Raw genomic sequence first — 24232 nt, 5'->3', positions numbered from 1 at the left:
CCCTTTCGGACCGCCGCCTTCCTCAATCCCGGAAATTCGACCTCAATCAAGCCCGAGCTTGCCGCGCAAAGTCGACAGATCCTCGGCCAGCGTATTGACCGCCGCCGCCAGCACCTTGCGATCATCCTCGGTCAGCTTGTCATAGGTGACGTAGCCCTCGCCATCCTTGTACTTGGCGAGCGTTGTATCGACGGTGGTGAAGTTGGCGTCCACCGTCTTCAAGAAGTCGGCTTCCTTGGCGGCGATCAGCGGCCGGACCAGATCCACGATCTTGCGTGAGCCGTCGAAGTTGCCGCGGAAATCCCAGAGATCGGTGTGGCTGTAGCGATCTTCCTCACCGGAAATTTTGGTGGCCGCCACTTCTTCCATCAGCACGGCTGCGCCACCGACGACCTTCTCGGGCGGGAAAGTCAGCGAGGCGATGCGGCTTTCCAGCTCCTTGACGTCGGCGAGCAGCTTGTCTGCCACCGGCGCAAGGCCCTCGGTCGAGTTCTTCTCCCACAGGCCGTACTCGATGCGGTGGAAGCCGGGGAATTCCGGGTCCGCCTCGGCCTTCTCGTAGTCATCGGCGCGCGAGTCGATGGAAACGTCGAGGTCGGAAAACAGTTCGGCGATCGGCTCGATCGCCTCGTAAGAAACGCGCGTCGGCGCGAACAGCGCCTTGGCCTTGTCCACCTCGCCGGCCTTGACGGCAGCGGTAAAGGCAGTGGTGTCCTGCACCAGCTTAGCGACCTGCTCCGAGACGTAGATCTTGTACTCGGCAATCGGCTCGACGAGATCGAGGCTGGCCTCTTGGGCGAAGGCGCCGGATGAGAGGATGAGCGTCAGCGCCGAAGCACCGACAAGGCCGGAAATACGCATGTTTCGGTCTCCCTTCATGAAATGGATATGGGATCAGGCGCCGCGCGCAGCGGCGATCAACGAGCTGCCGAGGTAATCGGAAGCGTCGCGAATTCCGGGAAGCGTGTAGAAATAGCCGCCGCCGACTGGCTTGAGATATTCCTCGAGCGGTTCGCCGTTGAGCTTGCGCTGCACGGTTATGAAGCCCCGTTCGAGGTTTGCCTGATAGCAAATGAACAGCAGTCCCTGGTCGAGTTGACCAGAGCGGGTGACACCGTTGGAGTAGTTGAACGGCCGCCGCAGGATCGTATGCGCTTTCGAAGCCTCGTCGCGGGCGTTGGCAAGCCGGATATGGGCATCCATGGGCGTTGATTTGCCCTCGGGATCGGCCGCGAAATCAGGCACGTCGAACTCGCGGCCATCCCGGCGATCGAGTGGCGCGCCGGTCATTTTAGTGCGACCGATGATGCGCTCCTGCTCGCCGAATGGCGTACGATCCCATCGTTCGACGAAATTGCGGATGATGCGAACCACCTGATAGCTGCCGCCCATTGCCCAGGCCGGCTCGCCATCCTCCTGCCCCACCCAAACCACGCGATCCATCTCGGTGGCGTCCGAAGAGTCCGGATTGGCGGTTCCATCGCGGAAGCCGAGGAAATTGCGGGCACTCTCGGCGCGGCCATCCGGCCCCGGCGTAATGACCGGCACGTTGCCTTCCTGCTTCCACTTCAGGATCAACTGGCGGCTCGATGCCTTGATAATGTCCCGGAGCGCGTGGATCGTGGCGTCCTGCGTATTGGCGCAGATCTGAATGGTTAGATCGCCGTGGCAGATTTCGGCATCGAGCGCGTCATTGGGGAAGCGGGTCATCCGCGAGAGATGCTTCGGCTTCAAGGGGGCGAGCCACGGCCGCTCGTCGAACAACGAGGCACCAAGAGACACGGTGATCGTCAGGTTATCAGGCCGCACCGTTGGGCCCAGCAGACCGGAGTCGGTGGGGGGCAGCTTTGGGTCGAGAACGGGTACCGGACCGCCGACAGTGAGAAAGGCGATACGTGCCGTCAGCGTCCGGAACAGCGTCTCGAGCTCACCGGCATCGTTGGCCAGCACATCGAAGCTCGCCACCATGCCATTGGCCGGGCGGGCATTGACGATGCCGGCCTGATGGATGCCGAGATAGGCAACGCTGTCGATCTGGCTCGCCGCGTTGGCAACCGGGGCATCGGCGACCGAGTGATGCGCGGTTTCAGCCTTGGCGACACCTGCGAGCGAGCTACCGATTGCCGTGGCACCGAGCCCCTTCAGCAACCGGCGACGATCGAGAGAAAGCGAGGGGCGGCGGAGATCCTTCGGATCGAGCATCCTTGTTACTCCAACCCAAGCGCCGGATTGATCCGGTCGATAGCGTCGGCGAGCGCGACGAACGTGGCAGACAGTGCCTTGCGGGCGTCCGGCGGCACTTCGGAATAGGCGACAGGCACCGCGCCCGGTCCGGCGAGTTTGACGATTTCGGCCCTCACCGCCGCGAAGGCATCGCTCACAGCCTTGGTCGCATCGGGCGACGCGTCGTTCGCAAGCGGCTGCAACAGCGACACCGGCTTCTCAAGCCCATCAACGGCAGCTGCGAATTCGCCGAGGTCGTCGCCGGCGTAGAGACTGTCGCCGGAGATCACTGGTCCCTCGGCAAGCCGCCGTGCCTCGCGCGCCGCATTGCTCGCGAGGTCGGCCGGTTCGAACTTCACGGCCTTGAGGCGGTCCCGCAATGCCACCGCGTCCGCGGCCAGCTTGTCGGTGACGGGTTTCAAGCCAGCGGTCGAATTATCTCGCCAGAGCCCGAACTCGACACGATGGAACCCGGTGAAGGCTGGGTCTTGCTCGCGACCAGCGAGATAGGCGGCGATCGGATCGATGGCGTTCTCGAGATCGGCGATGCGGCCGCTCACCGCCTCGACGTGCCGGTATGCGGTCCGGGCAGCGACATAGGCGGACTTGGCAGCCGTGGAATCTCCAATGTCGACAGCCGTTGCCAGCGCCTTTGTCGCCTGAATCATCTGGCCCGATTGCAGGGCAAGATAGACCTTGTATTCGGACAGCGGGCCGATGAATGCCTTGAGCGGAGGCTTGGCTTTTTCCGCCTCCGAGCGCGCCGAAGCGGTCACCGTCAGCTTACCGCGCGGGTTGGAGAGGAGACCGCAGGTGATGTCGTAGACGCCCGGCTTCAAACGAACGGCAAGTTGCGAACGGAAACCGGGAGCGATGTTTTCGCGCTCCTCGATCACCATGACGCCATCAAGGATCTCCCACTCGATCGGCCGGTTCGAGGCATTCTCGATCTCGAACACGCTGCGCCCGGCCGGCACCGTCAGGTCCATCGGCTGGCAAGTCTTGTCGCCCACGCGAATGGCAATCGCGCCCGGCTCGACCGGCCGTGACGCCTTCAACGAGGCCAGATAGAAGGCCCCGCCGCCGGCGAGCACCAGCACGCCCGCCGCGACAAGCGCAGCAGTTATCAGTCGCGACGGCGGAACACCGGCGCGTTGCGGATCAGGCGAAGACATCCTTACCCCTTCTCGGTCCCGTTCACCGCCGGCCTGAAAAAGGCTGGCCGCTCGGGTTTCAGAAACAGCGTCAGCGTCACAACGAGGAAGACGACATAGAGTCCCGCCTCGCCGACCGTCGGCGCTTCCTGATAGTTGAACACGCCGGACAGAATGGTGCCGAGGACGCTCGACACCGGCAGCGTGTCGGACAGGTCGTAGACGCGCGCCTGGAGGAGGTTCCACAGACCCGCCTCATGCAAGCTGCGCAAGCTGGCTGCGGCAAGCCCGGCCGCGACGACAAGAATGAAAATGCCCGTCCACCGGAAAAAGCGCCTGAGATCGAGGCGGATGCCACCACGATAAAGCGCATAACCCAGCGCCACAGCGACCAACAGGCCAAGCAGAGCACCAATCGGCGCGGAAGCGCCCGGGCTCTGTTGGAAAACGGCGAGCAGGAAGAAGACGGATTCGAGTCCCTCTCGCCCCACGGCAAAGAAGGTCATGCCGATCAGCGCCCAGGTAGCGCCGTTCGGTGCCCGCATGGCAGCGTCGATTGCCCCACGCAACTCACCCTTGATAGAGCGAGCGGCGCGGCGCATCCAGAACACCATGCTGACCAGCACGATCACTGCGACGAAGCCGATGATCGCCTCGAACAGCTCTTGGGCTTTTTGAGGGAACTCGGCAGCCATCAACTGCAAGGCGGCGCCGGCAAACAACGAAAGCGCCACGGCAAGCAACACGCCAACCCACACCACCGGTAGATACGCGCCACGCCCCGTCTGCTTGAGATAGCTCGCGATGATTCCGGTCACTAGCGCGGCTTCTATGCCCTCACGCAGCATGATGAGAAATGGCGCCAGCACCCCGGTCTCCTGTCGACCAATAAGATGATAATTGCTTTCAACATTTAGGGCGCGCCTGTCAATAGCACTGCTCGTGTTTTTGCGAGTCATTCGCAGATATGCGTAGATCCTACGCAACACGCGCAGCTTGATTCACAACATGAAGAAATCCAGTTCTTACGCCGAAGGCACCTGAATCAACACATGAAGCGGATCGCAGATCCAGATGGATTCAACACATTAAGGGAAACAATAAATTGTTATATTTCAATATTTTATATAAGAAACTTCATATACAGAATTATCATGGATCGTTTGGGCAGGCAACTCAGAGCGGCGATGTCGAGCGGATGAGGCCAGATGCCAACGCCATATCATCGGCAAGAGGACGATCGTCGGCATAGCTTGGGACGACATCGCGGACCTGCCGATAGAGTCGATCCGTGCCAGGAGCGCGTCCCTCGTGGCGGAACTCATGCGCTTGCGCCGCGGCCAGAAGCTCGATGCCGAGGATCGCCTCGGCGTTTTCGATCACCGACAGCGCCTTGAGCGACGCCGGCGTCGCATGACTGAGGTGGTCCTCTTGCAGCGCCGACGTGATGCCACCGTCGAGGCTGGCCGGAAGCGACAAGCGTCGATTTTCGTTGACCAGGGACACCGCCGCATACTGAGCGATCATGAAGCCCGAACTGACGCCACTGTCGGCGGCGAGGAAGGCCGGCAAGCCACTGATCAGCGGGTTGACCAGGCGGTCGAGACGTCGCTCGGCCATTGCCGCCACCTCGGCAACCGCGACTGCCAACTGGTCGAGTGCGAGGCCCATGGCAGCACCGACCGCGTGCGCTTCCGAATGAACGCCGGGCGCCTCCGGCGTACCGACGATGGCCGGATTGTCCGACACCGACGCCAGCTCGCGAGACACCACATCAGCGACGGCGGCAAACGCATCGCGGGCCGCCCCATGCACATGCGGAACGGCGCGCAAGGACAGCGCATCCTGCGTCTTGCGACCGGCACCGGCGGCAATGATCCCGCTGCCAGCGAGTCGATTGCGCAGTGCAGCACCGACCGCGTGAAGGGAGGGCGACGCTCGAAGCGACAGCGCGACTGCGTCGAAGGCCGCCGGGTTGCCCATCAGCGCCTCGATGGTCAGCGCAGCCGTTGCGTCGGCCCAGTCGAGCACCCGCTCGGTCCGCGTAAGCGCCAGCGACGCCAAACCGGTGGCGCAGGGAATGCCGTTGACCAGGGACAGCCCTTCCTTTGCACCCAGTTCCATTGGGGCTTGACCGGCCGCCGCGAGTGCTTCGGCCCCGCCGACGACCTTATCTCCGACCCGAGCCCGCCCGGCACCGATCAACACCAATGCTATATGTGCCATGTGACTGAGATAGCCGACCGATCCCTTGGTTGGGACCAGTGGCGTCACGTCGGCGTTGAGCAGTCCGGTCAGCGCCTCGACAACCTCCAGCCTGACCCCGGAATAGCCGAGCGCATAATTGCTGACCGCCGTTGCCATGATCGCGCGCGTCTCGACGACATCAAGCGGTGCTCCGATCCCGGTGGCGTGGCTCATCAGGATGTTGTGCGACAGCTGTCGCTGCAACGGCCGATCAACCACCACGTCGCAGAGGGCGCCGACGCCGGTATTGACGCCATAGGCGCGAATGCCGCGGTCAACGATCGCCTCGACGATCGCGCGGGCGTTTTTGATGCGCTGCTTGGCCGTTTCGGAAAGCTGGAGACGCGCGCCCTCGGCAACGGCCGCGACATCGCGCCAGCCGAGATGGGTATCGACGACGATATCGGTCATGCCGCCCTCAGGCCTGGAAGTTACCAATGAACTGGCGGAAGCGCTCGGAATCGGAGTTGGTGAAGATGTCCTCCGGCGCGCCATCGGCCTCGACGACGCCCTCGTGCAGGAACATCACCCTGTCAGAGACGTTGCGGGCGAACGCCATCTCATGGGTGACCACCAGCATGGTCCGCCCTTCCTCGGCAAGCGCCCGCATCACCTTCAGCACCTCGCCGACCAGTTCCGGATCAAGCGCCGAGGTCGGCTCGTCGAACAACAGCGCCTTCGGCTGCATGGCCAGCGCCCTGGCAATGGCCGCGCGCTGCTGCTGGCCGCCGGACAAATGCGCGGGATAATAGTTGCGCCGCTCGGCGAGACCGACCTTTTCGAGCAGCGCTTCCGCTTCGGCGATGCACTCGGCCTTCGGGCGCTTCAGGACATGCACCGGCCCCTCGATCAGGTTCTGCAGCACCGTCATGTGGGACCAGAGGTTGAAGCTCTGGAACACCATCGCAAGTTCGGAACGGATCCGGTCGACCTGCTTGCGATCGGCCGGCACCAGCGATCCCGCCCGATTCCGTTTCATGGCGATGGCTTCGCCAGCCACCGTGATCTCGCCCTCGTCTGGCGTCTCCAAAAGGTTGATGCAGCGCAGGAAAGTACTCTTGCCGGAACCGGAGGCGCCCAGAATGGAAATCACGTCGCCGTCTTGGGCATCGAGCGAGATGCCGCGCAGAACCTCGTGCTGGCCGAAGGACTTGTGGATATTGCGGACCGAAATTGCCGGCACCGGGGCGTCAGCCATGAACCTCTCCCTGGCGTCCGCCGCCGCTTGCCGGGTTCGGCCGCTCCCTGAGGTGCGGCGACAGTCGATATTCGACAAGCGCCATCAGGCGGACAATGATGAAATTGATGAGAAGATAGATCAGCGTCGCGACCAGGAACACCTCCATGGTGCGATAGGTCTGCGAAATCAGACGCTGCGCCGTACCGGTCACCTCCCAAACGGTGACGAGGCTGGCAAGCGCCGTCGATTTCACCATCAGGATGATCTCGGTCGAATAGGCCGGCAGCGCCTGCCGGATGGCGATTGGTGCGATGATGCGGCGGAACAGCAGCAGTCCCGACATGCCGGACGCCCTGCCCGCCTCGATCTCGCGGGCGGGGACGGCCTGCAACCCGCCGCGCATGATCTCAGCCTGGTAGCCGGCGGTGCAGAAAGCGAGCGCCAGCACCGCGCACGAGAAGGGATCGCGCAGCACCGGCCAGAACAGGCTGTGGCGGACGGCCGGAAACTGACCGAGACCGTAGTAGATCAGGAACATCTGGATCAGCAGCGGCGATCCGCGAAAGACAAAGACATAGGCGCGGCCAAAGGCCGACAGCAGCAGCCCACCGGACACCCGGCAATAGGTGATGCCGAGCGCAAACAAAGCACCGAGACAGACCGATGCGGCGAACAGCGCCAGCGTCATCGGCACGGCCGCGATCAGCTTGACGAAGGTCGACCAAAGGAAGGCGACATCGAAATCCATGGCGTCCTCCCTTTCTAGCGCCGGCCGAGACTGTTGCGGAAGCTGCGCGCCACGCGTCGCTCAGCGAAGTTGAAGATACGATCGGACAGCGTCGTCAGCACGAGGTAGAGCGCCCCTCCGACGATGAAGAACAGGAAATACTGCTTGGTGGAGCCGGCGGCGATCTGGGACGTCCGCATCAGCTCGGCAAGCCCCGTCACCGACACCAGTGTCGAATCCTTGAGGCTGAGCTGCCAGACATTGCCGAGACCCGGCAGAGAGAAGCGCAAGATCTGCGGCACCAGGATGCGCCGGAAACGCAACAGCGTTCCCATGCCGATCGAACGGGCGGCGTCGATCTCGCCGCGGGCAACGGCCTGATAGGCGCCACGATAAACCTCCGCCTGATAAGCTCCCGAGATGAGCCCGACGGCGACGGCACCGGCCAGAAAAGACGGCAGCCCAAGAAAGCCGTCGTAGTTGAGCCACTTTCCGATCGCGGTCACCGCCTGCGATCCGCCAAAATAGACGAGATAGATGACCAGTAGCTCGGGCGCTCCGCGAAATACCGTCGTGTAGGCGTCTCCAAGCCAGCGTGCCGGCCGTGACGCCGACAGCTTGGCCGTCGCGATGATCGCGCCGAGCACCGCCCCGATGCATAGCGAGGCGGCGGTGACGGCTAGCGTCATGCACATCGCCCACAACAGGATACCGCCCCGGCCTTGCTCGCCGAAGCCGATCAGGTCAATCCAGGACATCAAGGCTCTCCGTCGGGCGCTCCCGGAGGTCTAGCCGATCACACGTGACGCGACTAGGTCCGGGAGCATCCTGGACACATCAAGGGGTGACGTCGACCTTGAGCCACTTCTCCGACAGCTTCTTCACGGTACCATCGGCAATGGCGGCCTTGATCGCCTCGTCGAACAGCGCCTTCAGCTCCGGATCGGACTTGCGAACACCGAGACCTTCGCCTTCACCCCAGATCTGCCCGGCGATTTCCGGACCGGTGAAGGCCAGACCGGCATTGTCGGCGCTGGCGAAGGCACCGAGGAAATAGGTAGCATCGTCAAAGCCCGCGTCGATGCGACCGGCCGACAGATCGAGGTCGCGCTCAGCCGAGGTCTTGTATTCCTTGATCTCGGCAACGTCCTTGAAATTGTCGTAGACGAAGCCCGCGTAGACGGTCGACGCCTGGATACCGATGGTCTTGCCGGTCAGCGCCTTCTTGAGCGGGGCTATGGCATCGGCGCCATCCTTGGTCGTCGCGAGCTTGATCACCGAGCCGGTCCCGGCGAGCTTGGCAAGCTCGCCATCCTTCGGCGCAGCGAAGACGGCCGGCGTCGCGGCATAGGGAACGGTGAAATCGATCACTTCCTTGCGCTCCGGGGTGATCGACAGGGCGTCCATGATGATATCGAACTTGCCGGCGTTGAGCGCCGTGATCATGCCGTCCCAGTCCTGGGAGATCAGCGTACACTTCACCTTGGCGTGGGCGCAGAGATACTCTGTGAGGTCCGGCTCGAAGCCGACGATCTTGCCGCTGGCATCCGTGAGGTTCCACGGCGCATAGGCACCTTCGAGCGCAATGGTGACTTCCTTCCATTCCTTGGCCGAGGCCGGCACAGCCAGCGCGGCGAACAAGGCGGACGCGGCAACGAGACTACGGATGTTCATGGTGTTCTCCTCTGGTTTTTCGAAGCACTCCGGCTTCTTCTTAATTTCTTCCCGCCGTGGCAAGCGGCCTAGCAAAAAACATATCATGCCTTGAGGCGTTGAAGGGCAGCGGCAAACGCGCGGTCAACCTCTTCGTCGTTGGCGTGGCGGCCATCCTCGATCAGCCAGCGGCCGCCGATCATGACGTCACGAACGGCCGACCCGATACCACCAAATATCCAGCGATCGAGAATCGCATCGCCCTCAACGGAGGCGAGATACGGCGAACGGCCATCCAGCACTACAATATCCGCTGGCGCGCCCACTGAAAGCGCCGATTCGTTCGTGCCCGCGGCGCGAGCCCCGCCGGCAAGCACGCGGTCGAACAGCGTGCGCCCAACCGAGGCGCCCGGTCGGCCGGCGAGCCGATTCCGCCGGCGATCGCGTAACCGTTGGCCAAATTCCAGAAGGCGCAATTCATCTGCCACAGACGTTGAAACGTGGCTGTCGGTGCCGATCCCGAAACGCCCGTCTGCGGCGAGAAAATCGGACGCAGGGAATATGCCGTCTCCGAGATCGGCCTCGGTCGCCGGGCAAAGGCCGGCGACGGCGCCCGAGCCGGCGATCATCGCCACTTCCGCCTCGGTGACGTGCGTGGCATGGATAAGGCACCAGCGCTCGTCGACATCGGCAATGTCATAAAGCCTCTCGACCGGACGCCGGCCCGAATGGGCGATCGACGCCGCCACTTCGCGCTCCTGCTCGGCCACATGGATATGGATGGGCGCATGCTCCGGCACCGCCTTCATGACGGCGGCAATCTCGTCGCCGGTCACAGCCCTCAGCGAATGAAAGGCCAGGCCAAGCCGTGCCCCCGCCGACCGACAAGGCACGACGAGGCCGTGAAGCAGCGTCAAGAAGCCGTCGACATCATGGATGAATCGACGCTGCCCGGCGGTTGGTGCAACGCCTCCAAAGTCCGAATGGGCATAGAACACCGGCAACAACGTCAGGCCGATACCCGACATCTCCGCCGCCCGCAGGACGGCCAGCGACATCTCGGCCGGCTCGGCATAGGGGCGCCCATCCGTGCCGTGATGGAGATAATGAAACTCGGCGACACGGCCAAAACCGCCCTTCAGGAGCTCGATCTGCAGCTTGGCCGCGATCGCCACGACATCGTCGGGCGTCAGCAGCGACACCAGCCGATACATCTCCTCGCGCCAGGTCCAGAAGCTGTCGTCGCCCTGCCCGGCCACTTGCGTCAGACCGGCCATGGCGCGTTGGAATGCGTGGGAATGAAGGTCGGCGACGGCCGGTACGACGGGGCCGCCAAGGCGTTTGGCGCCAGCTGCCGGTACCCCGCGCTCGATCGCGTCGATCCGGCCATCGGCGCCAATGGAGAACACGACATCGTCGGCCCAACCATCCGCCAGCAAGGCTCTTTCGGCGAAAAGCAATTGATGGTTATCTGTTACCATCTTGTTCGCGAAACCTCACGCTTGTACATACAAGCACTGTAGAGGAAATTTCTTAACCCGCAAGCCGAATTCATCCGCTTCTGACCAATTTTGGGGAGTGCCTAGAAAATGAGCGACGTCAGTGAGCGTCCCCGCGGGACTCCCCCGCATTATGCGATGGTCAAGCAGATGATCCTCGCCCGCATCGGCAACGGCGAGTGGCCGCCCCGCCACAGAATTCCTTCAGAAAACGAGCTGGTCGCCACGCTTGGCCTCAGCCGGATGACCATCAACAGGGCATTGCGCGAACTGGCGGCAGACGGTGTTCTGCTGCGTATCCAGGGCCTGGGCACCTTCGTCGCCGAGGGCAAAAGCCAGACGTCGGTGTTCAAAGTGCGCAACATCGCCGATGAGATCCGCGAGCGCGGCCATGCCCACGCAGCCCAAACAGTCATGAAGGACGAATTGAAGGCGACGCCGGAACTCGCCGACGAACTAGGCATCGAGCTTGGCGCCGCCGTCTTCCACTCGCTGGTGATCCACCTCGAAAACGACATTCCGGTCCAACTAGAAGATCGGCACGTCAATCCGACTCTGGCGCCGGACTATCTCACCCAGGATTTTTCCACCCGTACGCCCAACAGCTATCTTAGCGCCGTGGCCCCGTGGACGACGGTGGAACACACCGTCGAAGCCGTCCTGCCCGCGCCCTGGGAAGCCAAGCTGCTGGCCATTGCGCGTAGCGATCCCTGCCTGCTGATCCGGCGCCGCACGTTTTCCGGCGAGCGCGTCGTCACCTCCGTCCGGCTGCTGATGCCCGGTGGACGTAGCCGCATCGAGAGCCGACAGGGCGCCAGCATAACCTGAACCAGCAGCGCGGGGATCACCGTTCGAAGAGGATGAGTCATGGATTGGCGGCACTGCCTCTTTTGCGTTGACTCGTCATTCGTCCAGTGCTTTCTGTGTTGTATAGACAAGATAGGGGATCATCATGCCGAGCAACACGCGATATCGTGATGTCGAAATCCGCGCACCCCGGGGCACGACGCTTCGGGCCAAGAGTTGGCTGACCGAAGCGCCGCTCCGCATGCTGATGAACAACCTCGATCCCGACGTCGCCGAGAATCCCAAGGAGCTGGTTGTCTATGGCGGCATTGGCCGCGCCGCCCGCGATTGGGAATGCTTCGACACGATCGTCCGCACCCTCGAGCGCCTCGAGGACGACGAGACGCTGCTGATCCAGTCGGGCAAGCCGGTCGGCGTATTTCGCACGCACAAAGACGCGCCACGCGTGCTGATCGCCAACTCCAACTTGGTACCTCATTGGGCGACTTGGGAGCACTTCAACAAGCTCGATGCCGAGGGGCTGATGATGTACGGTCAGATGACGGCTGGCTCGTGGATCTACATCGGCGCGCAAGGCATCGTTCAGGGCACCTACGAGACCTTCGTGGAAGCCGGACGGCAGCATTATGACGGCAGTCTCAAGGGACGCTGGGTATTGACGGCCGGCCTCGGCGGTATGGGCGGCGCCCAACCGCTTGCCGCCGCCATGGCCGGCGCCACTTCGCTCAACATCGAATGTCAGCAATCGCGCATCGACTTCCGCCTGCGCACCCGCTACGTCGACAAGCAGGCAAAGGACCTGGACGACGCGCTGCGCCTCGTCGCCGAGCACACCAGTAAGGGCGAAGCGGTCTCTATCGCGTTGCTTGGCAACGCCGCCGATGTATTGCCGGAGCTGGTGCGGCGCGGTGTGCGGCCGGATCTGGTCACCGACCAGACATCCGCCCACGATCCACTCAACGGCTACCTGCCGTCCGGCTGGACCTGGGACGAATATCGCGCCCGCGCCAAGGTCGAGCCAGAGGTGGTGATCGCCGCCGCCACGGCTTCGATGCGACAGCACGTGCGCGCCATGCTCGACTTCCAGACGATGGGCGTGCCGGTGTTCGACTACGGTAACAACATCCGCCAGCGCGCCTTCGACGCCGGCGAGCAGAATGCCTTCGCCTTCCCAGGCTTCGTCCCCGCCTATATTCGCCCGCTGTTCTGCCGCGGCATCGGCCCGTTCCGCTGGGCAGCGCTGTCAGGCGACCCGGCCGACATCCATGCCACCGACGCCAAGGTGAAGGAACTGATCCCCGACAATCCCCACCTGCACAACTGGCTGGACATGGCAGCCGAGCGCATCGCCTTCCAGGGGCTGCCAGCGCGCATCTGCTGGGTCGGTCTCGGCGCTCGCGCCCGGCTCGGCCTCGCCTTCAACGAGATGGTTCGGCAGGGTATCGTCAAGGCTCCCATCGTCATCGGCCGCGACCACCTCGACAGCGGCTCGGTCGCCTCGCCCAACCGCGAGACTGAAGCCATGCGCGACGGCTCGGATGCCGTCTCCGACTGGCCACTGCTCAACGCGCTGCTCAACACCGCGTCCGGCGCCACCTGGGTATCGCTCCACCACGGCGGCGGCGTCGGCATGGGCTTCTCCCAGCATGCCGGCATGGTGATCGTCTGCGACGGCAGCGAGGATGCCGACCGTCGCATCGCCCGCGTTCTTCACAATGACCCGGCAACCGGCGTCATGCGCCACGCCGACGCCGGCTATGACATTGCCATCGAGTGCGCCCGCGATAAGGAACTCGACCTGCCGATGCTCGGAAAATGAGTCTCCGGCTTCTGACAGACGCCGATTTCCGACGCCTGCCCTGGCAGAATGGTCGCGGCACCACGCTGGAACTCCTCCGGCGTGACGACGCTGCCGGCGCCATGCTCTGGCGGCTGTCGATCGCCGACGTTGTCGAGCCCGGCCCCTTCTCGCCTCTGCCCGGCATCGATCGGGTGATCACACTGATCGAGGGTACAGGATTCGATCTCGACTTCGGTGGCGCCCAGCCACCGGTGTCCCTCCGATCGTTCGAGCCGCTGGCCTTTTCCGGCGATTGGTCGACGGCAGCCACCATCGTCCATGGCCCGTCACGCGACTTCAATGTGATGACCGCTCGTGGGAAAATAACGGCGAAGGTCCAGGTCGTCCGAAGCGGTATCATCGCCGCTCCGTTCGCCTATATTCTGGCTGTATGCGGCAGTATGACCGCCAGCGGCGATGGCGTTACAGTTCGGGCTGAGCGGGGCGAACTGATCGAATGCCATCAAGAGGACGAAGTGCGTCTCGGAATGGAGGAGGCGGAATCGGCCCTCGTCGTTCATCTGCTGATGAACGGCGACGAAGTCATCTTGTGAAACCAGAACGACCGGGGCGCCCATGAAATCTCCTGCAAGAGCGGCTCGCACCATGCGTATTGGCACGAAGACGTTACTCGCGGTAGGGATGCTGGAATTAGTCATACATGAGTGCTAGGGGAAGCTGACTTGCTTCAGCGTTTCGCGGCGCCGAACAGTTCGACAACAGCATGGATCCCCAGCCATGAGCGAAAAGATAAAGATCGTCGCCACATCAGACCACACCGGCATCGATCTCAGGAAGGCCGTCATCGCCCATCTTGAGGCCCGCGGTTACGCAGTCGAGGACGTCGGTCCTGTGTCGACCGAAAGCACCGATTACCCCAAGTGGGGCGAGAAGGCTGCTCGAGTCGTGCTAGCCGGTGGGGCGCAGCTCGGCATCGCCATCTGCGGCACCGGTTTCGGCATTTCTCTCGCCGCCAACAAGCTTGCCGGCATCCGTTGCGTCGTCTGCTCCGAGCCCTATACCGCCAAGCTATCGCGGCTGCACAACAATGCCAACATGTTGGCTTTCGGTGCCCGCGTTGTCGGTGTGGATCTCGCCCTGATGATTGTCGATGAATTCCTGAATGCCGAGTTTGAGGGCGGTCGCCACGCTCGTCGCGTCAACATGATTTCAGAGCTTGAAGCCGGCCGCTCGGTCTGCTGAAAGGGCGTGGCCGCCGGTCTTCGGATAGGCGGCCGGCCGGGAGGAGATAAGGGCGTCCGGATTTCGTGTCCGGACGCCCTTTTTGTATCCGGAAATCGTTCAAGCCGTGCGCCGCCGTTCGGGACGCGGCATCAGCCCGCGCACCAGGCGATAGCCAAGGAGCAAGACCACCAGCCCGACGTGGATGATCTGCGTGAGGTCGAGAACCTTGGTCGCCAAGAGATAATGGACGGCGGCAAGCGAGACGGCGACGTAAACCAGCCGGTGCAACAGCCGCCAGTTTTTCCCCAGACGCCGGATTGACAGCCGGTTGGACGTGACCGCCAGCGGTACCAGCAGCACGAGAGCGGCAAAACCCAGCGTAATAAACGGCCGCCGCGCGATATCGGGAATGATGGTGCTCCAGATGAGACCGCGATCGAGCGTCAGGTAGACGCTGAAATGCATCGCCGCGTACCAAAATGCGAGGAGGCCAAGGGCACGGCGAAAGCGCAGAAGATTGACACCCGCCAGCTGTCGGAGCGGCGTAATGGCGAGCGTCAGAATGAGAAAGCGCAGCGCCCAGAGACCGAGGGTCTGCTCGAAAGCGCGAACCGGGTCGGCGCCGAGACCGCCGGTCGCGCCGAGCCAGAAGCTCGCCGCCGCCGGCATGAAGCCGATGACATAAATGCCCCAGCCGGTGAGACGATCAACAAAAGGCGACCGAGCCATCGCCATTAATAGTTGGCCCTAAGATCCATGCCCGTGTAGAGGCTCGCCACCTCGTCGGAATAGCCATTGAACATCAGGGTCGGGCGCCGGCCCGAACCGAAGAAGCCGCTTTCGCCGATGCGTCGCTCGGTTGCCTGGCTCCAGCGCGGATGGTCGACCTCGGGATTGACGTTGGCAAAAAAACCGTACTCGTTGGCCTGCAGCGAATTCCAGGAATTGGGTGGCTGGGTTTCGACCAGTGAAATCCGGACGATCGACTTGATGCCCTTGAATCCATATTTCCACGGCACGACGAGACGGATGGGCGCACCATTCTGGTTGGGCAGGCTCTCTCCGTAGAGGCCGACAGCGAGTAGGGTCAGCGGATGCATCGCTTCGTCGAGACGCAGGCCTTCCACATAAGGCCAAGGCATGGGCTGCAAGTAGCCCGACTGTCCCGGCATTTCCTTAGGCCGCACCACCGTTTCGAAAGCGACGAATTTCGCCGAGCCCTGCGGCTCCACCTTGTCGAGCAGCGCTTTCAGCGGAATTCCGTCCCACGGGATCACCATTGACCACGCCTCGACGCAGCGCATGCGATAGATGCGTTCTTCGACAGGCAAGTCGGCGATCAGCTTGTCGACATCGAAGGTTTGCGGTTTGCCGACCAGCCCATCGACGGTGATCGTCCATGGACGCGGCTTGAAGTCGCCCGAATAGCGAGACGGATCGGCCTTGTCGGTGCCAAACTCATAGAAGTTGTTGTAGGTGGTCACGTCCTCGCGCGATGTGAGCGGCTCGTCCACCTTATAGGGGCCAGGCACTGTCTTGAGCGGCACTGTCGCCGGGCTTTCGGCGCGGGCTCCACCGGTACCAAGCGCCAATCCCGCCCCTGCCATAAGCCCCATGAATTCGCGGCGACGCAGATAGACGGAACGCGGCGTGATCTCGGACGCCGGAATAGCGGGCGGGCGATAGGTTGGCATCGACAATCCTCCCGGCGGCGCGTTTGCGCTGCACTTCGGAGGCATTCTCGAATGATACGGTCGGAATGAAAAGCCACTATTTCGTGTAGTGCAATAAAAAGGTCGGCGCCGCGGGGCACGGCGCCGACCCGTTCATCGTCCCATCGCGCTTACTCGGCAGCGACGGCAACCGGTGCAGAAGCGGCGGCGAGCGCCTGGTCGAGATCGGCGATGATGTCGTCCGGATGCTCGATACCGATCGAAAGACGGACATAGCCGGGCGTAACGCCCGTCTTGAGCTGTTCCTCAGCCGTCAGCTGCGAGTGCGTCGTCGAAGCCGGATGGATAGCCAGCGACCGGGCATCACCGATATTGGCAACGTGGTAGAACAGCTGCAGCGCATCGATGAATTTCTTGCCAGCCTCGACACCACCCTTCAGCTCGAAGCCGATCAGCGCACCGTACCCGCCTTCGAGATAGGCATCGGCGCGGCGGCGGAACTCGCCACTCTGCAACTTCGGATAAATGACGCGCGTCACGTTCGGCTGTTTCGTGAGGTAGTCAGCCACCTTCTCGGCATTCGCCACATGCTGGCGGATTCTGAGCGGCAGCGTTTCCAGACCCTGAATAAGCTGGAAGGCGTTGAACGGCGAGAGCGCGGCGCCAATATCACGCAGCAACTTGACGCGGGCGCGGATGGCATAGGCGATCGGGCCGAGTGGCTTCACCGCCTGCGACCAGATTGCGCCGTGATAGGCCGGGTCCGGCGTGTTGAACAGCGGCTGCCGCTCGGGGAAAGCCTCCCAGTCGAAGTTGCCGCCGTCAATGATCAGGCCACCGATCGAGGTGCCGTGGCCACCGATATACTTGGTGGCCGAATAGACTACCACCGCCGCGCCGTGCTTGAGCGGCTTGGACAACAGCGGCGCCGCCGTATTGTCGATGATCAGCGGAATGCCGAGCGGGCGACCGATATCGGCCACTTCCTTCACCGGGAAGACGTTGAGCTTGGGATTGGGCAGAAGCTCGGCATAGTAGGCGCGAGTACGATCGTCGGTTGCCTTGCGGAAGTTCTCGGGGTCTGTTGGGTCGACGAAGCGAACCTCGATCCCCAACTGACGCAGCGTGTCGGCGAGCAGCGCCCAGGTACCGCCGTAGAGATCGGTCGAAGAAACGATGTTGTCGCCGGCCGAGGCAACGTTGAGGATGGAGAAAGTGGTAGCCGCCTGTCCCGACGCCACGGCAACGGCGGCGACACCACCCTCGATCTCAGCGATACGCGTCTCGAGCGCATCCTGGGTCGGATTGCCGATGCGCGTGTAGATGAAGCCAAGTTCCTCAAGCCCGAACAGGCGAGCGGCATGCCCGGCATCCTGGAACTGATAGGATGTCGTCTGATGGATCGGCACGGCGACGGAGCCTGTGCTTGGATCCGCTCGGAAACTACCGCCGTGAAGCGCAAGGGTCTCAGGGTGTAGCGACTTGCTCATGAAAAAATCTCCCAGATCAATCATCCTGCGCTCACCATGGAGCCCAAAACAGCATGGAGAATGATTTTCCTTCCCCTGCCCTGCTGCCGAAACGTATTTCAACATGCATCAGAGCGAGATGACAGTTCTGGAATTTCTTTGCGCCGACAAGAAAGGCAATTTCCTTCTCCCGCTTGGCCGATTGCCGCAGCGTCTTTTCCGGAGACGCTTAATTCCAAGGAAGCACCCCAAGAGAGAAATGGGTGGGGCTCGACGTCACAAAGCTCCCAAGGCAACCATCTTTATCCGAGTTGGCCGGATGCCGACTCCCCAACCATCCCGCACAAACTATCGTTCAGATCTGGTCAATGTCGATTTTTGCAAAATATTCCTGTAAAAGCCGAGCGGGCCCATAGAATTTCAAATGTTAATATATATGATACGGGATATATATTTAGTATCTACGTAGATCGATGACACAATAGCTTGCGATTCCACAAAAAATGACCGATTGACTATGCCGAAAAAATCGGAAATCTTTAAAGTGGTTAAGGTTGCGGCCGAGTCGCGGTGGGATCATTCTCAGGCGGACAGTGGGCGGACAAGTAAATCGTCTTGGTCTGCATTGTGCCACTCGACGAAAAGCTGCGTCCTAGGCACACTGGTAAAATCGCCGTGCGATTTGGGGAGATGCTGGATTCGGCCTCGACGTTTGGACACACGTTATAAAGTGTCCGGAACCTACGCCGATGCCAACAATATCGCCGGACAACCTATTGTTCCTGAGGGAGCATTCGATCTTGACATTTGATCGGGAGATTGGCGCCCTCCGAGGCTCGGATGCCGGAATTGTTGGATTCGGCGAAACCGACAGAACGAGTGGCCTGTTGGCCCGCCAGCTCGCGGCGGCGACGCATCCAGATGGCGGAATCGACATCACGGCACTGCTGAAAGTCGTCGGATCAACTTACGAAAGCTTGGAAACTGCGCTTAACGAGGCTTCGAACGCAAACGGTACATTGAACATCGGATTGGCTGAGCAGAATGCCCGCATGAGCGCTGCGCTCGAGGCTGCGTCAGAGGGCGTTGCCGTTTTTGATGCCGACGACAGGGTTGTCCTCTGGAACCGACGCTATTTGGAACTTTATCCCGAACTTGACGGGTTTCTTACCACCGGCCGCAGTTTTGAAACGATGCTGCGCCACAGTCTCGATCGAGGCGCTTATGTCGACGCCCTTGGCCAAGAGGAAGCTTGGCTCAAGGCTCGTCTACAGCGGCACTCTCTGCCCAGCAGCGTTGAAGAGCAGCATCGTGCTGACGGACGCTGGATCCGAGTTGAGGAGAGTCGCCTGGCGAGCGGCGGGTGGGTAGGCATTCGCGTCGATATCAGCGAATTCAAGCGGCGTGAAGCGGCTTCCCGGTTGCTATTCGAGGATAGCCCGGTTCCCATGTATCTGTTCGACTTTGAGACCTTGCGATTTTTGGCTGTCAATCGCGCGATGATCGCCCATTACGGCTATACCGTCCATCAGTTCATGAACATGAGCGTCTTGGAGATGCGCCCGGAGCGTTGTCGCCCGGAAGCGCTAGAAGCCATTCGAAACTGGGTCGACACTCAGAGTGGCGATCGCCTCTTTCGGCATGTCAAGGCTGACGGCACGGAGATTGAGGTCGAAGTTTTTGTCCGACAGCAGATCCACAATGGCAAACCAGCGGTTTTGGCGACGGCCATCGACGTCACAGAGCGCAAGCGCGCCTCAGATGAACTAGAGGCGACACGCGAGTTCCTGAACACGATCGTTGAGAACGTGCCCGCGGCGATGTTCGCCAAGGACCCCATCAGCCGGAAATACATTATGCTGAACCAAGCCGGTGAGCAGCTGTTCGGCTGTTTGCGCGATGCCTTCATCGGCAAGAATTCCCGGCAGATCTTCGGCGAACGTGTCGCAATGGCTGCCGAGTCGGACGAGGATCTCCTTCTGTCAGGCGAAGCGTCACAGTTGACGACTTCTGAGACGATCTCTACCCCCAACGGCACCCGCCTCGTCACAGTGACCCGCATGGTGGTTCGCAAGGCGGACGGCTCGCCCCGCTTCATCGTCGGCGTAACGATGGATGTCACCGAAAAGCGGCGCGCCGAGGAACAGATTGCCTATCTTTCACAGCACGATGGACTGACAGGCCTGCCCAATCGGGAAGCGATGATGATCCGCCTTGCCGACGGCATCTTTGCCGCCATGGCAACCCAGGCGCGCTTCGGTCTACTCAGCATCGACATAGACCGTTTCAAAACGCTCAACGATCTCTATGGTCACGCGGTTGCCGACCGAGTGTTGAAGGAGGCGGCGAGGCGCCTCGTCGATATCGCCGGCGACGGGCTGGTCTTCCGGCCAAGCGGAGACGAGTTTGTCGTCATTTCCAATGATCCAGACCAGCCAAACGCCTCACGGCGGCTCGCAGCGTTGGCTCAGAGCGTCTTCGCCGAAGACGTCGTGGTCGACGACAAAGTCATTCGGGTAGGCATCAGTATCGGTGTCGCCACTTACCCCGTTGATGGTGACAGTGGGTCCATGCTGCTCGCCAACGCGGGCGCGGCTCTCTACCACGTCAAGTCCGAAGCGCGAGGCTACGTCCGAGTTTACGAATCCAAGTCAGACCGGCTCATTCGCGATCGATGGGCGCTGCAGGCAGATCTGGGGCACGCGCTTCGCAACGGGGAGCTCTCCCTTCACTTCCAACCTCAGGCGGAGATCGACGGCCGGATCTTCGGCTTTGAGGCGCTGATGCGCTGGACGCATCCGACCCGCGGCCCCATATCACCGGACAACTTCATTCCTCTGGCGGAAGAATCCAACCTCATTCTCGATATGTCGGCCTGGGTGCTGACAGAGGCTTGCCGGACCGCCGCGAGCTGGGCGCATCCGCTGACCGTCGCCGTCAACCTGTCGCCGATCCAGTTTCAGCATGGCGAACTGCCGCGGCTTATTCAGCAGACACTGTTCGACACCGGCCTTCAGCCATCGCGCCTCGAGCTTGAGATCACCGAGGGCATTCTGCTCGGCGACTTCGCGCACATCGTCAGCATGCTGAGGCGGATCAAGGCGATGGGCGTACGCATCGCCATGGACGATTTTGGTACAGGCTATTCCTCGCTGTCTTATTTGCAGGCTTTCCCTTTCGACAAGATCAAGATCGACAAGAGTTTCATTCAGTCGATCGGCCGTACCGAGCAGGCAAAGACCATCATCCGCGCCGTCATCGGCCTCTGCCGGGGCCTTGGCATTCCCGTCATCGCAGAGGGGGTCGAGACGGAGGAGCAGCGGAGTTTCCTGGCGCAGGAACATTGCACGGAAATACAGGGCTACATCATTGGTCGACCGGCGCCGATTCAGGTCTACAGCGAGGTCGTCGACAGACTGGACGCGGCGCGCACCATTTGATGATCGACCTCCAGCCCTAAAACAGCGATAGCGAATGAAGGTTGTGACATACAGCGGGGCGACATAGGCTCCGCCCGATTCCGGTCGCTCGTCAGAAACCGGATCCAGGGAGAAACGCGATGGAGAACTTCACCTTCCTCAACCCGACGAAGATCATCTTCGGTCGGGACGCCGAAGTGTCAGTCGGGATCGAAACAGCCCGCTATAGTCGCAAGATCCTGCTCCATTACGGCGGCGGTTCCATCAAGGCTTCTGGCCTCTACGATCGCGTCTGCGCCTCGCTCAAAGCGGCCGGTGTTGAGTGGGTCGAACTCGGCGGCGTCAAGCCCAACCCACGCCTCTCCATCGTCCACGAGGGCGTTCGTCTCTGCAAAGAGCACGGTCTCGGCTTCATCCTGGCGATCGGCGGCGGTAGTGCTATCGATTCCGCCAAGGCCATCGCGATGGGGGCGGTCATTGAAAGTGACGTCTGGGACTTCTACGTTGGCCGGGGAACACCCGCCGATGCGCTGCCCATTGGCACCGTGCTCACCATTCCGGCCGCAGGTTCGGAATCGAGTGACGGCACGGTGATCACCAATGAAGACGGCTGGTTGAAACGCGCCGTCGGCGGTCCGTTCCTCTACCCACGCTTCTCGATCCTCAACCCGACTCTTTGCGCTACCCTGCCGCCATTCCAGGTTGCCTGCGGCGCCGCTGACATTATGTCGCACCTGATGGAGCGCTACTTCACCAACGTGAAGAACGTCGCCTTTACCGATCGGCTGATCGAGGCGACCATGAAGACCGTCACAGCGCAAGCGCCCAAGGTACTGGCCAACCCTGACGATTACGACGCCTGGGCGGAGTTGATGTGGGCCGGCACCATCGCCCACAACAACCTCCTCAATACCGGCCGCGTCGGCGACTGGGCTTCGCACGATATCGAGCACGAAGTGTCGGGCATCTATGACGTCGCTCACGGTGCCGGCCTCGCGGTCGTCTTCCCGGCCTGGATGAAATATGTCCTCCGTCACGACATCGACCGCTTCGTGCAATGGGCTGTACGCGTCTGGAATGTCGAACTCGACGTGTTCGACAAGGAGGCGACCGCTCGCGAGGGCATCGCCCGCCTGGAGGCCTTCTTCCACAAGATCGGCCTGGGAACGACGCTCGCCTCGCTCGGCATCCACGACGACCGCATCGATGAGATGGCGCGAAAAGGCACCAACGACGATAGCCGTGTGCTTGGCAATTTCGTTAAGCTCGACAGCCACGCAGTCGCCGACATCCTGCGCCTCGCCCGGTAATCTTTCCGGCGGCGGGGCTACCTGCCTCGCCGCAGCATCGACCAAGCGACAAACCAAGGCGAACAACGGCCATCGGTGATCCGCCCTTCCTGCCAGATGAGCCTGCCTTTCACAGGTCCCGGCAAGGCTGCCCGATGAGAAGCAAGGTTGAGTATCAGCATCAGATCCGTCGTATCCGCCTCCCAGGTAACGCGGATCACACCGTCATCGACGCTCCAACGGCCATTCTTTCGGATGCCAGTGCAAAGTGGCACGACCTCCCGCCGGCGGACGCGCAGAATGGAGCGATACCAATCGAGCATGCGCGCGTGGAGCGACAGGCGATGCTCACTCCAGTCCAGCCGAGCGGCGGCAAACGTGGCAGGATCGAACGGGTCAAGCAGGTTGTCCGAATTGACCGCGAAGGTGGCGATCCGCCCGTCCCGAACCGCCATGGCGAAGGTTGGGGCAAGGTCGGAGAAAAAGGGAAAGGGCGATCCAGCCGCCCATTCCTCACCTTGAAACAGCATGGGAATTTGTGGGGCTAGCAAGTAAGCGGCGGTCGCTGCCCGACAGGCCGCTTGTGAGGCTAACATGCTGATGCGTTCGCCCCGCGCTCGGTTCCCTACCTGATCATGGTTCTGAAGAAAGGACACAAAGGAGGTCGCCGGAAAGGAAGCAATTGGCTGGTTCTCGTCGTCGCTGGCCTGGAACCCATCAGCCAGCGCCCGTGCGAGGACCTCCGGTCGTCCTGCGCAGTCGGCATAGTCCTTGTCAGTCTCGCCGGTAATGGCGGCGTGCAGCGCGTGATGGAGATCGTCGTTCCACTGTCCGTCGAATCCGCCGTTTGCAGATACCCGGTCAGTTTCCAGTCGGGCACTTTCAAGAACAAGATGAATCTTTCGGCCCCCTCCCGCGGCGCGCGCGACCTCGGCGATACTCGAAAGAATGTGGTCCGGCTCGATGTCTCGAAGCTCGTGGGCCGCATCGATGCGAAGGCCGTCGAGGTGGAATTCACCGATCCACATGCGCACGTTGGCAAGCACGAGATCGCGCATCGAGGTTACCTCCCGGCAACCGTAGTCGATGGCTTCACCCCAGGGAGTCGCATAAAGCTCGGTATGAGCCGGGGCGAGGAGCGGCAGATAGTTCCCCTCCGGGCCGAAATGGTTGTAGACGACATCTAGCAACACGGCGATTCCGAGCGCATGTGCCCGGTCGACAAAGGCCTTGAAGTCATCCGGCCTGCCGTAGCGGCTGTCCGGAGCAAACAGCAATACGCCATCGTAGCCCCAGCTCCACCGGCCGGGGAAATCGCCCACCGGCATCACCTCGATCACCGAAATACCGAGGGATTTCAGATAGGCAAGCCGTGAGATAGCTGCCTTGAATGTGCCTTCCGGCGTAAATGTGCCAATGTGCAGCTCGTAGATGACCGCTTCATGCCACGGCAGGCCGCGCCAGGAGGCGTCAGTCCAGCGAAAGCCATCGGATGCGACCACCTCGCTCGGCCCGTGCACATCCTCCGGCTGGAAGCGACTGGCAGGGTCAGGCACGGCGGTACCGTCGGGCAGCAGAAATCGGTAACGAACGCCGGCTGGGCCAGCAGCGGTCAGCGTGAACCAGCCCTCCGGCTCGCTAATCATTTGCAGTGGCTCTCGGCCGTCTATCGCCAGGATAATCGCCGTCTGATCGGGCGCCCACAGGCGAAAGCTGACGAGACCATCGCGCCAAGCGGCACCGAATTCCGCCGGCATTTCTCCCCTACTAACAGTCGGCGGAGTGGCGGGCGTCGACATGTCCATCCTGGCGTCTCCCCGTTGGGCGGCCGTCAAGGCGACCGGTCGGCGGAGGCCATTGTGGCCGG

At 61.9% G+C, this 24232-nt stretch carries 20 protein-coding genes; 6 read left to right on the top strand and 14 right to left on the bottom strand.

What is annotated here, in order from left to right:
- Positions 1-42 precede the first annotated feature (42 nt).
- The 10 genes from efeO (AB6N07_RS15250) to hutF all read right to left on the bottom strand — a co-directional run bounded on the left by efeO (AB6N07_RS15250) (position 43) and on the right by hutF (position 10665).
- Entirely contained in the window at positions 43-861 is an 819-nt protein-coding gene (gene efeO, locus AB6N07_RS15250) for an iron uptake system protein EfeO (protein WP_370673934.1), read from the bottom strand.
- A gap of 33 nt (positions 862-894) precedes the next feature.
- Positions 895-2202 (bottom strand): iron uptake transporter deferrochelatase/peroxidase subunit, encoded by a 1308-nt coding sequence (gene efeB, locus AB6N07_RS15245; RefSeq protein WP_370673933.1) that lies wholly within the window; start codon positions 2200-2202, stop codon positions 895-897.
- Between the two features lie 5 nt (positions 2203-2207).
- Positions 2208-3398: an iron uptake system protein EfeO gene (efeO, locus tag AB6N07_RS15240; protein ID WP_370673932.1), complete on the bottom strand. Its 1191-nt coding sequence runs from the start codon at positions 3396-3398 to the stop codon at positions 2208-2210.
- 2 nt (positions 3399-3400) lie between these two features.
- A complete protein-coding gene (efeU, locus tag AB6N07_RS15235; RefSeq protein WP_370673931.1) occupies positions 3401-4246 on the bottom strand; it encodes an iron uptake transporter permease EfeU in 846 nt (281 codons plus the stop codon).
- Positions 4247-4553: 307 nt separating this feature from the next.
- Positions 4554-6035 (bottom strand): histidine ammonia-lyase, encoded by a 1482-nt coding sequence (gene hutH, locus AB6N07_RS15230; protein ID WP_370673930.1) that lies wholly within the window; start codon positions 6033-6035, stop codon positions 4554-4556.
- A gap of 7 nt (positions 6036-6042) precedes the next feature.
- The gene (locus tag AB6N07_RS15225; RefSeq protein WP_370673929.1) at positions 6043-6822 is read right to left on the bottom strand and encodes an ABC transporter ATP-binding protein; all 780 of its coding nucleotides are present in this window, start codon (positions 6820-6822) and stop codon (positions 6043-6045) included.
- Complete coding sequence (locus AB6N07_RS15220; protein ID WP_370673928.1) at positions 6815-7552, bottom strand: ABC transporter permease; 738 nt, start codon at positions 7550-7552, stop codon at positions 6815-6817. Before AB6N07_RS15220 ends, AB6N07_RS15225 begins: the two co-directional genes overlap by 8 nt.
- A gap of 14 nt (positions 7553-7566) precedes the next feature.
- Positions 7567-8289, bottom strand: a complete 723-nt coding sequence (locus AB6N07_RS15215; RefSeq protein WP_370673927.1) for an ABC transporter permease — start codon at positions 8287-8289, stop codon at positions 7567-7569.
- 79 nt (positions 8290-8368) lie between these two features.
- Positions 8369-9205 (bottom strand): transporter substrate-binding domain-containing protein, encoded by an 837-nt coding sequence (locus tag AB6N07_RS15210; protein ID WP_370673926.1) that lies wholly within the window; start codon positions 9203-9205, stop codon positions 8369-8371.
- An 83-nt stretch (positions 9206-9288) separates the two neighbouring features.
- Positions 9289-10665, bottom strand: a complete 1377-nt coding sequence (gene hutF / locus AB6N07_RS15205) for a formimidoylglutamate deiminase (RefSeq protein ID WP_370673925.1) — start codon at positions 10663-10665, stop codon at positions 9289-9291.
- Positions 10666-10773: 108 nt separating this feature from the next.
- On the opposite strand from hutF, the gene hutC reads away from it, so the two are divergent.
- The 4 genes from hutC to rpiB all read left to right on the top strand — a co-directional run bounded on the left by hutC (position 10774) and on the right by rpiB (position 14533).
- Positions 10774-11511, top strand: coding sequence for a histidine utilization repressor (gene hutC, locus AB6N07_RS15200; RefSeq protein ID WP_370673924.1), 738 nt, complete (start codon positions 10774-10776; stop codon positions 11509-11511).
- A gap of 124 nt (positions 11512-11635) precedes the next feature.
- Positions 11636-13309, top strand: a complete 1674-nt coding sequence (gene hutU, locus AB6N07_RS15195; protein ID WP_370673923.1) for a urocanate hydratase — start codon at positions 11636-11638, stop codon at positions 13307-13309.
- Positions 13306-13884, top strand: coding sequence for a HutD family protein (locus AB6N07_RS15190; protein ID WP_370673922.1), 579 nt, complete (start codon positions 13306-13308; stop codon positions 13882-13884). The genes hutU and AB6N07_RS15190 overlap by 4 nt, the downstream gene beginning before the upstream one ends.
- A gap of 184 nt (positions 13885-14068) precedes the next feature.
- Positions 14069-14533: a ribose 5-phosphate isomerase B gene (gene rpiB / locus AB6N07_RS15185; protein ID WP_370673921.1), complete on the top strand. Its 465-nt coding sequence runs from the start codon at positions 14069-14071 to the stop codon at positions 14531-14533.
- A gap of 99 nt (positions 14534-14632) precedes the next feature.
- Here the strand turns inward: rpiB and msrQ are convergent, their stop codons facing one another.
- The 3 genes from msrQ to AB6N07_RS15170 form a co-directional block, all read right to left on the bottom strand.
- Entirely contained in the window at positions 14633-15250 is a 618-nt protein-coding gene (msrQ, locus tag AB6N07_RS15180) for a protein-methionine-sulfoxide reductase heme-binding subunit MsrQ (protein WP_370673920.1), read from the bottom strand.
- Positions 15250-16209, bottom strand: a complete 960-nt coding sequence (msrP, locus tag AB6N07_RS15175) for a protein-methionine-sulfoxide reductase catalytic subunit MsrP (protein WP_370673919.1) — start codon at positions 16207-16209, stop codon at positions 15250-15252. Before msrP ends, msrQ begins: the two co-directional genes overlap by 1 nt.
- Before the next feature lie 149 nt (positions 16210-16358).
- Positions 16359-17678 carry an O-acetylhomoserine aminocarboxypropyltransferase/cysteine synthase family protein gene (locus AB6N07_RS15170; RefSeq protein ID WP_370673918.1) on the bottom strand — a complete coding sequence of 440 codons (1320 nt, stop codon included), beginning with the start codon at positions 17676-17678 and terminating at the stop codon, positions 16359-16361.
- Between the two features lie 866 nt (positions 17679-18544).
- Here AB6N07_RS15170 and AB6N07_RS15165 point away from each other — a divergent pair.
- Positions 18545-21097 carry an EAL domain-containing protein gene (locus tag AB6N07_RS15165; protein WP_370673917.1) on the top strand — a complete coding sequence of 851 codons (2553 nt, stop codon included), beginning with the start codon at positions 18545-18547 and terminating at the stop codon, positions 21095-21097.
- A gap of 119 nt (positions 21098-21216) precedes the next feature.
- On the top strand, positions 21217-22386 hold the full coding sequence (locus tag AB6N07_RS15160; protein WP_370673916.1) for an iron-containing alcohol dehydrogenase: 1170 nt from the start codon (positions 21217-21219) through the stop codon (positions 22384-22386).
- A 17-nt stretch (positions 22387-22403) separates the two neighbouring features.
- Here AB6N07_RS15160 and treZ read toward each other — a convergent pair whose 3' ends face one another.
- Complete coding sequence (treZ, locus tag AB6N07_RS15155) at positions 22404-24122, bottom strand: malto-oligosyltrehalose trehalohydrolase (RefSeq protein ID WP_370673915.1); 1719 nt, start codon at positions 24120-24122, stop codon at positions 22404-22406.
- Between the last annotated feature and the right edge of the window lie 110 nt (positions 24123-24232).

The organism is Pleomorphomonas sp. PLEO (genome assembly GCF_041320595.1).
Lineage (GTDB): Bacteria > Pseudomonadota > Alphaproteobacteria > Rhizobiales > Pleomorphomonadaceae > Pleomorphomonas.
The sequence above is the reverse complement of the archived record's forward strand: the minus strand, read 5'-3'. Positions and strand labels throughout refer to the sequence as shown.

Bases quoted from the DNA above. Each gene is read 5' to 3' on its own strand.
- efeO (WP_370673934.1), bottom strand. From the start codon at position 861: ATGCGTATTTCCGGCCTTGTCGGTGCTTCGGCGCTGACGCTCATCCTC.
- efeB (WP_370673933.1), bottom strand. From the start codon at position 2,202: ATGCTCGATCCGAAGGATCTCCGCCGCCCCTCGCTTTCTCTCGATCGT.
- efeO (WP_370673932.1), bottom strand. From the start codon at position 3,398: ATGTCTTCGCCTGATCCGCAACGCGCCGGTGTTCCGCCGTCGCGACTG.
- hutH (WP_370673930.1), bottom strand. From the start codon at position 6,035: ATGACCGATATCGTCGTCGATACCCATCTCGGCTGGCGCGATGTCGCG.
- AB6N07_RS15225 (WP_370673929.1), bottom strand. From the start codon at position 6,822: ATGGCTGACGCCCCGGTGCCGGCAATTTCGGTCCGCAATATCCACAAG.
- AB6N07_RS15220 (WP_370673928.1), bottom strand. From the start codon at position 7,552: ATGGATTTCGATGTCGCCTTCCTTTGGTCGACCTTCGTCAAGCTGATC.
- AB6N07_RS15215 (WP_370673927.1), bottom strand. From the start codon at position 8,289: ATGTCCTGGATTGACCTGATCGGCTTCGGCGAGCAAGGCCGGGGCGGT.
- AB6N07_RS15210 (WP_370673926.1), bottom strand. From the start codon at position 9,205: ATGAACATCCGTAGTCTCGTTGCCGCGTCCGCCTTGTTCGCCGCGCTG.
- hutF (WP_370673925.1), bottom strand. From the start codon at position 10,665: ATGGTAACAGATAACCATCAATTGCTTTTCGCCGAAAGAGCCTTGCTG.
- hutC (WP_370673924.1), top strand. From the start codon at position 10,774: ATGAGCGACGTCAGTGAGCGTCCCCGCGGGACTCCCCCGCATTATGCG.
- hutU (WP_370673923.1), top strand. From the start codon at position 11,636: ATGCCGAGCAACACGCGATATCGTGATGTCGAAATCCGCGCACCCCGG.
- AB6N07_RS15190 (WP_370673922.1), top strand. From the start codon at position 13,306: ATGAGTCTCCGGCTTCTGACAGACGCCGATTTCCGACGCCTGCCCTGG.
- rpiB (WP_370673921.1), top strand. From the start codon at position 14,069: ATGAGCGAAAAGATAAAGATCGTCGCCACATCAGACCACACCGGCATC.
- msrQ (WP_370673920.1), bottom strand. From the start codon at position 15,250: ATGGCGATGGCTCGGTCGCCTTTTGTTGATCGTCTCACCGGCTGGGGC.
- msrP (WP_370673919.1), bottom strand. From the start codon at position 16,209: ATGCCAACCTATCGCCCGCCCGCTATTCCGGCGTCCGAGATCACGCCG.
- AB6N07_RS15170 (WP_370673918.1), bottom strand. From the start codon at position 17,678: ATGAGCAAGTCGCTACACCCTGAGACCCTTGCGCTTCACGGCGGTAGT.
- AB6N07_RS15160 (WP_370673916.1), top strand. From the start codon at position 21,217: ATGGAGAACTTCACCTTCCTCAACCCGACGAAGATCATCTTCGGTCGG.
- treZ (WP_370673915.1), bottom strand. From the start codon at position 24,122: ATGCCGGCGGAATTCGGTGCCGCTTGGCGCGATGGTCTCGTCAGCTTT.